The sequence below is a fragment of the Mesorhizobium sp. M7A.F.Ca.US.006.01.1.1 genome, from assembly GCF_003997935.1.
Lineage (GTDB): Bacteria > Pseudomonadota > Alphaproteobacteria > Rhizobiales > Rhizobiaceae > Mesorhizobium.
The window spans coordinates 1-9,669 of the sequence record NZ_RZQL01000253.1 but is presented as its reverse complement, the minus strand read 5'-3'; the positions used below and the strand labels follow the sequence as shown (position 1 = coordinate 9,669).

The 9,669-nt window shown below is 63.7% G+C and carries 6 protein-coding genes and 2 pseudogenes; 5 read left to right on the top strand and 3 right to left on the bottom strand.

Going from position 1 to position 9,669, the window contains the following annotated elements; genetic code table 11:
- A pseudogene (locus tag EN943_RS30660) lies at positions 1-594 on the bottom strand (thiolase domain-containing protein); the annotation flags it as partial.
- Between the two features lie 200 nt (positions 595-794).
- On the opposite strand from EN943_RS30660, the gene betI reads away from it, so the two are divergent.
- Genes betI through betB form a run of 5 tightly spaced genes read left to right on the top strand, consistent with a single transcriptional unit; the run spans position 795 to position 7,078 of the window.
- Positions 795-1,385 carry a transcriptional regulator BetI gene (gene betI / locus EN943_RS30655; protein WP_127415822.1) on the top strand — a complete coding sequence of 197 codons (591 nt, stop codon included), beginning with the start codon at positions 795-797 and terminating at the stop codon, positions 1,383-1,385.
- Positions 1,382-2,911 carry a choline-sulfatase gene (gene betC, locus EN943_RS30650; RefSeq protein WP_164778462.1) on the top strand — a complete coding sequence of 510 codons (1,530 nt, stop codon included), beginning with the start codon at positions 1,382-1,384 and terminating at the stop codon, positions 2,909-2,911. The genes betI and betC overlap by 4 nt, the downstream gene beginning before the upstream one ends.
- Positions 2,911-3,912, top strand: a complete 1,002-nt coding sequence (locus EN943_RS30645) for a threonine/serine dehydratase (protein WP_127415820.1) — start codon at positions 2,911-2,913, stop codon at positions 3,910-3,912. The genes betC and EN943_RS30645 overlap by 1 nt, the downstream gene beginning before the upstream one ends.
- Positions 3,905-5,557: a choline dehydrogenase gene (gene betA, locus EN943_RS30640; RefSeq protein ID WP_127415819.1), complete on the top strand. Its 1,653-nt coding sequence runs from the start codon at positions 3,905-3,907 to the stop codon at positions 5,555-5,557. Before EN943_RS30645 ends, betA begins: the two co-directional genes overlap by 8 nt.
- Before the next feature lie 57 nt (positions 5,558-5,614).
- Positions 5,615-7,078, top strand: a complete 1,464-nt coding sequence (gene betB / locus EN943_RS30635; RefSeq protein ID WP_127415818.1) for a betaine-aldehyde dehydrogenase — start codon at positions 5,615-5,617, stop codon at positions 7,076-7,078.
- Between the two features lie 9 nt (positions 7,079-7,087).
- Here betB and EN943_RS30630 read toward each other — a convergent pair whose 3' ends face one another.
- Both EN943_RS30630 and EN943_RS30625 read right to left on the bottom strand, forming a co-directional pair.
- Entirely contained in the window at positions 7,088-9,328 is a 2,241-nt protein-coding gene (locus EN943_RS30630) for a mannose-1-phosphate guanylyltransferase/mannose-6-phosphate isomerase (protein WP_127415817.1), read from the bottom strand.
- A gap of 11 nt (positions 9,329-9,339) precedes the next feature.
- A pseudogene (locus tag EN943_RS30625) lies at positions 9,340-9,669 on the bottom strand (phosphomannomutase/phosphoglucomutase); the annotation flags it as partial.

Here is a 9,669-nt window from a genome sequence, read left to right as displayed (position 1 = left end):
CTTCTCGCTTTCCTGGCGGCAGAACTCATAGCCGAAATCCTTGCGCATCTGCGCATAGGGATTGTCGACGCCGTTCTTGTGGTTCTTGGCGGCAATCATGGCCAGCGCATCCGACTGGTCGCCGTAGCGCTGAAAATAGGCCTGCGCGATCTTGCCGAAGACGCCGGCGAAACCCGCCGGTGTCTCGCCATCCTCGGGCAGATAGGACGCCTTGAGCAGGTTTTTGCCGATCTCCGGCCCAGGCGTCGTCGTCATCTGCTCGGCACCGACCACCAGCACGATGCGGGCGGCATTGGCGTCGATGGCGCGGATCCCTTGGCGGACCGCCGCCGATCCGGTGGCGCAAGCATTTTCGACGCGCGTCGCCGGCTTGAAGCGCAGCCGGTCGTCGGCCTGCAGCACCAGGCTGGCAGTGAAATCCTGCGCCGAAAAGCCGGCGTTGAAATGGCCGAGCACGATCTCGTCGACCTCGTCGGGTCCGATGCCGGCATGGTCGAGCGCGTCCGTTGCCACCTTGACGATGAGGTTTTCGAGCGTTTCGCCCTCAAGCTTGCCGAAGCGCGAATGCGCCCATCCGACTATGCATGCGGTCATGGCGGTCTCCATCCTTGGCGCCGGCCTAGCATGTGGCTCACGGCGCGTCGCATCTATTGTTCAAAGATAAACAATCGGACCCACTTCGTGAAGGGCTGGAGCGAGACAATCGCTTGGTACAGACGAAGCCGGTGCCGATTTTTTTGTTGATTGACGCGTCAATAAAAAATAATCCTGTTTTCTCAAGGGATCATGGCGAGATGCCGAAAGTCGGAATGGAACCGCTGCGCCGCAAGGCGCTTATCGACGCGACGATCTCCGCGATCGGCGAACGCGGTTCGCTCGACGTCACCATGTCCGAGATCGCCGGACGCGCCGGCGTTTCATCAGCTCTCGCCCATCATTATTTCGGCGCAAAGGACGAGTTGTTGCTGGCGACGATGCGGCACATCCTGGCCGAACTGACCATCGATATGCGACGCGCCCTTCAGTCAGCTGCCACCCCGCGCGAACGGGTGTCGGCCGTGGTCGCCGTCAACTTCTCCGACATCCAGTTCCAGCCGGAAACCATCGCCGCCTGGCTCGCCTTCTATGTCGAGGCGCAGAAATCATCGGCCTTGCGCCGGCTGCTCAAGGTCTATGCACGGCGGCTGCATTCGAACCTGATGAGCGGGCTGACCGGCATCCTGCCCAGAGGCGAAGCGGACCGCGCCGCCGAAGCGACTGCGGCGATGATCGACGGGCTCTACATCAGGCGGGCGCTGAAAGACGGCGTGCCTGACGCCGCGACCGCGATCGCGCTGGTCGAGGACTATCTCGAAACCAAACTCGACGAACGGCCTAAACAGTGACAATGAAGCGACCCAATTTTCTGATCGTCATGGTCGACCAGCTCAACGGAACCCTGTTTCCGGACGGCCCGGCGGAATTTCTGCACACACCGCATCTGAAAGCGCTGGCCGCGCGTTCGGCGCGCTTTGCCAAAAACTACACGGCGTCGCCGCTCTGCGCACCGGGCCGTGCCTCGTTCATGAGCGGGCAATTGCCGTCGCGCACCGGCGTCTATGACAATGCGGCCGAATTCGCCTCGTCGATTCCGACCTTCGCCCATCATTTGCGCGCCGCCGGCTACTACACCTGCCTGTCGGGCAAAATGCATTTCGTTGGGCCGGACCAGTTGCACGGTTTCGAGGAGCGACTGACGACCGACATTTATCCTGCCGATTTCGGCTGGACGCCGGATTACCGCAAGCCCGGCGAGCGTATCGACTGGTGGTACCACAATCTGGGCTCGGTGACCGGCGCCGGCGTTGCCGAGATCACCAACCAGATGGAGTATGACGACGAGGTCGTGTTCCTCGCCACGCAGAAGCTCTATCAGCTTTCGCGCGAACAGGACGATGCGAACCATCGGCCCTGGTGCCTGACCGTATCGCTGTCGCACCCGCACGATCCCTACGTCGCGCGCAAGCAATATTGGGATCTTTATGAGCATTGCCAGGCGCTGGATCCGGAAACCGGGTTCATCGCGCATAACGAGCAGGATGCGCATTCTCGTCGGCTGTACCACGCCAGCGACTATCCTTCTTTCGAGATCACGCCGGACCAGGTGCGTCGCTCGCGACAGGGCTATTTCGCCAACATCTCCTATGTCGACGACAAGCTGGGCGAGATCCTGGATGTTCTCGAGCGCACCCGCCTGGCCGACGACACAATCATCCTCTTCTGCTCGGACCACGGCGACATGCTCGGCGAGCGCGGCCTGTGGTTCAAGATGAGCTTCTTCGAGGGCTCTGCGCGGGTGCCGCTGATGATTGCCGGCAAGGGCGTTCACGCCGGGCTGATCGAGACGCCGGTTTCCAATCTTGATGTGGCGCCGACGCTTTGCGACCTCGCAGGCATCGACATCGCTGCGATCGCGCCGTGGACCGACGGCCAGTCGCTGCTGCCGCTCACCAAGGGTATCGAGCGCACCGAGCCGGTGCTGATGGAATATGCCGCCGAAGGGTCCAACGCGCCTTTGGTGGCGATCCGCGACGGCAGATACAAATTCGTCCATTGCGAGCTCGATCCGCCGCAACTGTTCGATCTGGAAGCCGATCCGCTCGAGCGGATCAATCTGGCCGACGACCCCGCCAATGCGGGCCTGGTGGCGGCCTTCATGGACAAGGTCCAGGCGCGCTGGGATATGGCCGGCTTCGATGCCGCCGTCCGCGAAAGCCAGGCGCGCCGCTGGGTCGTTTATCCGGCGCTACGCAACGGTGCCTATTACCCCTGGGATTTCCAGCCGCTGCAAAAGGCTTCCGAGCGTTACATGCGCAATCACATGAACCTCGACAATCTCGAAGAGAGCAAAAGGTATCCGCGAGGCGAATGATGTCAGACCTTCTCGTCCCTTCCCTCGACCATCTCAAGCAGGCTTATGCCGTCACATCCAGGGCGACGCAGATTACACCGCTGCTGGAATCGACGGCACTGGCCCGAGAGACGGGGGCGGCACGCGTCTTCATCAAGCCGGAATCGCTGCAATGGGCCGGCTCATTCAAGGTGCGCGGCGCCTATTGGCGCCTGAAGCAGCTTTCCACTGATGAGGCCAGGAAAGGCGTCGTCGCCTACTCCTCCGGCAATTTCGCGCAAGGGCTGGCGGCTGCCGGCCAGGCGCTCGGCATTCCCGTCACCATCGTCATGCCGATCGACGCACCGGCCGCCAAGCGTGATGCCACGGCCGGCTATGGCGCCCGCGTCGTGCTGACCGACCATGGCGAGCGCGCGCGTGAGGAAGTCGCCGCCGCCAAGGCACGCGAGATCGCCGAAACCGAAGGCTTGGCCCTGCTGCATCCATTCGACGATCCGGAGATCGTCGCCGGCCAGGCGGGCGCCGGCCTCGAAGCGCTTGACCAACTCGAAGCCAAAGGTGCCAGCGCCGACCTCTTGTTCTGCTCGGTCGGCGGCGGTGGGCTGATCGGCGGCGTTTCGCTCGCCTTCCACTATCTGTCGCCCGCCACAGAGATCATCGGCGTCGAGCCGGAAGGTTTCAACGGCATGGGCTCGTCGCTGGCACATGGCAGCATCGAGACGATGCCGATCGGGCCGAAATCGATATGCGACGGTTTGATGTCGCGACGGCCGGGCGATGCTCCGTTCGCGGCGGTGAAGACCGCCGGCGTTCGCGGCATCACCGTCGACGATTCCTCGGTGCGGCGCGCCATGCGGATCGCCTTCGAGCGCATGAAGCTGGTGCTCGAGCCATCGGGGGCGGCGTCGATCGCGGCATTGCTCGGCGGCAAGGTGGATGTGAAGGACAAGACCGTCCTTGTTGTGGCTACCGGCGGCAATGTCTCGCTCGCCGATTTCATGGCGCATATGAACCATGCTTGAAGCGGATTTCGTCATCATCGGCTCCGGCTCGGCCGGCTCGGCCATGGCTTATCGCCTGTCGGAGGACGGCAAGCATTCGGTCATCGTCATCGAATTCGGCGGCAGCGATATCGGGCCGCTGATCCAGATGCCGTCGGCGCTGTCGATCCCGCTCAACATGAGCCTCTACGACTGGGGCTTTGCCAGCGAGCCGGAACCGCATCTCGGCGGCCGCGTGCTGGCGACACCGCGCGGCAAGGTCATCGGTGGTTCATCCTCGATCAACGGCATGGTCTATGTGCGCGGCCACGCCCGCGATTTCGACCACTGGGCCGAAGAGGGTGCGGCCGGTTGGGGCTTCGCTGACGTGCTCCCCTATTTCAAGCGCATGGAGGACTCGGACGGCGGCGAGGATGGCTGGCGCGGGCACGGCGGCCCGCTGCATGTGCAGCGCGGCTCGCGTAAAAATCCGCTCTATGGCGCCTTTGTCGAGGCCGGCCGCCAGGCCGGGTTCGAACTGACCGACGACTATAATGGCTCCAAGCAGGAAGGATTTGGGCCGATGGAGCAGACCATAAGCGGCGGCCGCCGCTGGTCTGCCGCATCAGCCTATCTGAAGCCGGCGCTGAAGCGCAAAAATGTGAGTCTGGTCAAGGGCTTTGCGCGGCGGGTGATCATCGAGAATCAGCGCGCTATCGGCGTCGAGATCGAAGCTCACAAACAGATTCAGGTCGTTAAGGCGCGACGTGAGGTGATCGTCGCCGCATCGTCGATCAATTCGCCGAAGATCCTGATGCTGTCCGGCATCGGCCCGGCCGAACATTTGCGCGAAAACGGCATTCCGGTGGTGGCCGACAGACCCGGCGTCGGCCGCAATTTGCAGGACCATATGGAGCTCTACATCCAGCAGGAATCATTGCTGCCGATCACGCTCAATTCGGTGCTGAATCCGTTCTCGAAAGCACTCATCGGGGCGCAGTGGCTGTTCCTCAAGACCGGGCTTGGTGCCACCAACCATTTCGAAGCGGCGGCCTTCGTGCGCTCACGTGCAGGCGTCGACTACCCCGACATCCAGTACCATTTCATCCCTGCCGCTGTCCGCTATGACGGCAAGGCAGCGGCCAAGTCGCACGGCTTCCAGGCGCATGTCGGGCCGATGCGCTCGAAGTCGCGCGGCTCGGTGACGCTGCGCTCGCCGGACCCGAAATCGAAACCGGTGATCCACTTCAACTACATGTCGCATCCAGACGACTGGGCCGAGTTCCGCCACTGCATCCGGCTGACACGCGAGATCTTCGGCCAGTCGGCGTTCGACCTCTATCGGGGCACGGAAATATCGCCGGGCAGCCACGTGCAGTCGGACGACGATCTCGACATCTTCATCAGGGATCACGCAGAGAGCGCCTACCATCCTTGCGGCACCTGCAAGATGGGCCGCGCCGACGACATGATGAGTGTCGTCGATCCGGAGTGCCGGGTCATCGGCGTCGAAGGATTGCGGGTCGCCGATTCCTCGATCTTCCCGCGTGTCACCAACGGCAATCTCAATGCGCCGTCGATCATGACCGGCGAGAAGGCATCCGACCACATCCTTGGCCGCACGCCGCTGGCGCCGTCCAACCAGGAACCATGGATCAATCCGCGCTGGCAGGCGTCGGACAGATAGAGCATGATCGTGTGACTGCACGATCCGCATGCCGCGAAAGACAATCTGGAGACTTCCATGCGCGCTCAGCCCACGGCATCGCACTATGTCAATGGACGCTACATCGAGGACGAGGGCGGCGCGCCGCTGCCGGTCATCTATCCGGCAACCGGTGAGACCATTGCCATGCTGCGTTCGGCGACGCCGAACGTGCTGGAGCTCGCCGTCGAGGCAGCGCGGGCGGCGCAGCCCGCCTGGGCGCGGTTGAAGCCGGTCGAGCGCGGGCGCATCCTGCGCCGCGCCGCCGACATATTGCGCGCCCGCAACGCCGACCTCGCCCGCATCGAGACATTGGATACCGGCAAGGCGATCCAGGAAACGCTGGTGGCGGACGCCCCTTCGGCGGCGGACTGCCTTGAATACTTCGGCGGTGCGGTTGCCGCCTACAATGGCGAGTCGGTCGATCTCGGCGGACCCTTCGCCTACACAAGGCGCGAAGCGCTCGGCGTCTGTGTCGGCATCGGCGCCTGGAACTACCCGATCCAGATCGCCGGCTGGAAATCGGCGCCGGCGCTCGCCATGGGCAACGCCATGGTGTTCAAGCCATCGGAAAACACGCCGCTGTCGGCGCTGGCGCTGGCCGAGATCTACAGCGAGGCCGGGCTGCCCGACGGCCTGTTCAATGTCGTGCAGGGCTATGGCGATGTCGGCGCCGGGCTTGTCGGCCACGATGTCGTCGCCAAGGTCTCGGTGACCGGTTCGGTGCCGACCGGCCGCAAGGTGCTGTCGCTGGCCGGCTCAAAAATGAAGCACGCGACGATGGAGCTTGGCGGCAAATCGCCGCTGATCGTCTTCGACGACGCCGATGTCGAGAACGCCATTGGCGGCGCCATGCTCGGCAATTTCTATTCGACCGGCCAGATCTGCTCCAACGGCACGCGCGTCTTCGTGCAGAGCGGCATCCACGACCGCTTTGTCGCCCGTCTGATAGAGCGGACCAAGAAAATCCGCATTGGCGACCCGCTCGACCCCGAAACCCAGATGGGGCCGCTGGTCTCCAAGGCGCAGCACGACAAGGTGGTCGGCTATATCGAAATCGGCAAGCAAGATGGCGCCATTCTCGCCTGCGGCGGCAATGTGCCCTCGTTGCAGGGTTTCCAGGGTGGCTTCTTCATCGAGCCGACCGTGTTCACCGGCGTTACCGACACTATGCGCATCGCCCGCGAGGAGATTTTCGGGCCTGTCATGAGCGTGCTGAAATTCGATGGCGAGGACGAGGTGATCGACCGCGCCAACGACACGGAATTCGGTCTCGCCGCCGGCGTCTTCACGCGCGACCTGCCGCGCGCCCACCGCGTCATCGCCGAGCTGCAGGCCGGCACCTGCTGGATCAACGCCTACAATCTGACGCCGGTGGAAATCCCGTTCGGCGGCTTCAAGCAGTCAGGCATCGGACGCGAGAATTCGCTGGCGGCACTGGCACTCTATTCGCAGCTGAAGTCGGTGTATGTCGAGACCGGGGATGTAGCGAGCCCGTATTGATCCAAGCCTCTACGCCTTCGGGTCGGCCGTGCTGTCCAGATACTGGGTCAGCGCGCAGACCAGATGATAGAAGATGCTGGCTGGCACGTCCGATGCCAGTGAGCGGCCGCGCTCGTCGATGCGGTCGATCCACAGGCCGAGCGGCGCCGGGTCGATGTGCCAGCGGAACAGCCGGCCGACGCGCGCTTCGATTTCCGGCTTGAGATCAGGGCCGCCCGAGCCATCCAGCGCGATCGCCGCCTTCACCGCTTCGGCCTGCGGCCAGCTGCGTGATATCAGGTCGAGCGGCAGGCCCTGCCGCGAGACGGCGCCATAGGCAAGCCCGGTGGCGCGGTTGAGGCCATTGGCGGTGGCCGATGCGTAAAGTTTCCGGGCAAAGCCGCTCAACTCGGCCTGACCGCTGCGCCCGGCGAAATCGACCAGCAAGGAGGCCCATTCGAAATGGTGGCCCGGCTCGGTCCATGAGCCCTTTTCGCCGGCGGATGGTTTCCATTCGGCATCGAAATACTCGCCAAGCGTCCAGCTTTCCGGATCGAAGAAATGACTGCGGAAGAGGTCGATGATACGCGCCGCGCGGCGCAGATGAGCGCGCTCGCCGGTCGCCTGGTGCCAAGCGAGGAAGGCCTCGAGCAGGTGCATATGCGGGTTGGAGCGGCGTTCACCTTTGCCGTCCGATGTCTCAAGGAAGCCGGTCATGCGGCTGTCTTCGAGATGCGCATCGAGAAAGGCGAAGGTTTCCTCGCCGAGGCGCAAGGCGTCGGCATTGCCCGACATATGCGCATGCGCCAGTGCCAGGAGCACGCAGGAATGATCGTAGGCGTCCTCGGTGGCGTCGGCGACCGAACCGTCGACATTCAGCGTCCGAACCCAGCCGCCTTTATCGGTGCGGCCCTTGCCGGCCATGAAGGCGATGCCGTGGCTGATCAGCCGGTCGGCCGGACCGTCCCAGCCGCGCGCCCGGGCGACGGCGAAGGCATAGACCTGCCTTGCCATGGTGCGCATACGCTTGGGCTTCATCAACGGCGAGGCGTCCAGGGCAAGCGCTTCGTGAAAACCGCCATGGCGTTCGTCGACGCCCGATGTCGACCACAGCGGCAAGGTCTCCTGAAACAGCCAGTGGTGCACGCGCCGCCGCCAGGCGCCGCTTTCGATGACGCGGTCATGCGCCGGCGTGAACCTGGTTTCCAGGCGACCCGATTTTTCAAGCTGCTCGACGATCTTCTTGACGTGTTGGCTGTGGCTGACCGGGGCGACGAAGGTGGCATCCGATGTCGAAACGATGGCGATGTCCTTCATGCCGATCGCCGACAGCAGGCGGCCGTCACTCCGGATGTAGGAATTCTCGCAGTCGATAGCGACGACATCGCCGATGATGACATTGCCCCGGTCGTCTGCGGGGCCGACATCGAGCAGCGACTGCCACGAGCCGAGATCGTTCCAGCGGAAGCCGGCCGGCACCATCGCGATGTCTTTTGCCCGCTCCATGATGGCGTAGTCGATCGAGTTCGGAGGAATGGCGGCGTAGAGTTCCAGCGGCATGTAAAGGCCGGACAGATCCGATGTCGCTGCCTTGTAAGCTGCTTCGGTGGCCTGCCAGATATCCGGCTGGAACGCTAAGAAGGCGTCACGCATGGTGCTGGCGCGAAACAGGAAGATGCCGGTGTTCCAGTAGAAGGTTCCGGCCTCGAGATAGCTTTGCGCAGTCGCAAGATCCGGCTTTTCGACGAAGCGCGACACGTCGAAGATGCCGCCGCTTTCGGCCGCGACCTCGATATAGCCGAAGCCGGTCTCGGGCTGTGTCGGCTTGATGCCGAACACCACCAGCCGGCCGCTACGCGCTGCCTCGATGCCGGCTTCGACGCTCTGCCAGAACTGGCGCGGGGTCGATATCTCATGGTCAGACGGCACCACCAGCACCAGGCTGTCGCCGAACTCGGACAGTGTGCGCAGCGTCGCCAGTGCGACGGCGGCCGCTGTGTTGCGCCCGGTCGGCTCGAACAGCGGCCCGCCGCCGGCAAGGTCGAGGCCGGCAAGATCGGCGTGGACACGATCGGCATGGCGCTCCGCGGCGATCAGGAAGATCGGGGTTTCGCCTTCCGGCCGGGCCGTCAGCCGACGCAAGGTCTTGGCCAGCATCGAGCCGTCGCCAGACAGATCGTGAAACTGCTTGGGATTGTCCTCGCGCGACAGCGGCCACAACCGCGAGCCGACGCCGCCGCTCATGACAAAACTGACAATCCGCTCGGTCATTCAACTACCATTCAAAAGGTCTGGTTGTAGGCGCCCACTTCGGGGCTGCGGCGCAGCACGGCGTCGACAGCCTCGAACATCTCCCGTCGACGCTGCGACGACACCGGGCTTTCGACGACCACGACCAGTTCCGGCTTGTTCGACGAGGCGCGCACCAGCCCCCAGGTGCCGTCCTCGGCAACGACACGCACGCCGTTGACGGTGATGAGGTCCGCGATCTTCTGGCCAGCGAAAACCATTCGATCCCGCTTCATGGCCTGAAAGTCGGCAACCACCCGCTCGACAACGCCATACTTCACATCGTCCGCGCAGTGCGGCGACATGGTCGGCGTGCCGAAGGT

What these genes read in the sequence shown, in the direction of transcription:
- betI (WP_127415822.1), top strand. Translation starts at nt 795, where the DNA reads ATGCCGAAAGTCGGAATGGAACCGCTGCGCCGCAAGGCGCTTATCGAC.
- EN943_RS30645 (WP_127415820.1), top strand. Translation starts at nt 2,911, where the DNA reads ATGTCAGACCTTCTCGTCCCTTCCCTCGACCATCTCAAGCAGGCTTAT.
- betA (WP_127415819.1), top strand. Translation starts at nt 3,905, where the DNA reads ATGCTTGAAGCGGATTTCGTCATCATCGGCTCCGGCTCGGCCGGCTCG.
- betB (WP_127415818.1), top strand. Translation starts at nt 5,615, where the DNA reads ATGCGCGCTCAGCCCACGGCATCGCACTATGTCAATGGACGCTACATC.
- EN943_RS30630 (WP_127415817.1), bottom strand. Translation starts at nt 9,328, where the DNA reads ATGACCGAGCGGATTGTCAGTTTTGTCATGAGCGGCGGCGTCGGCTCG.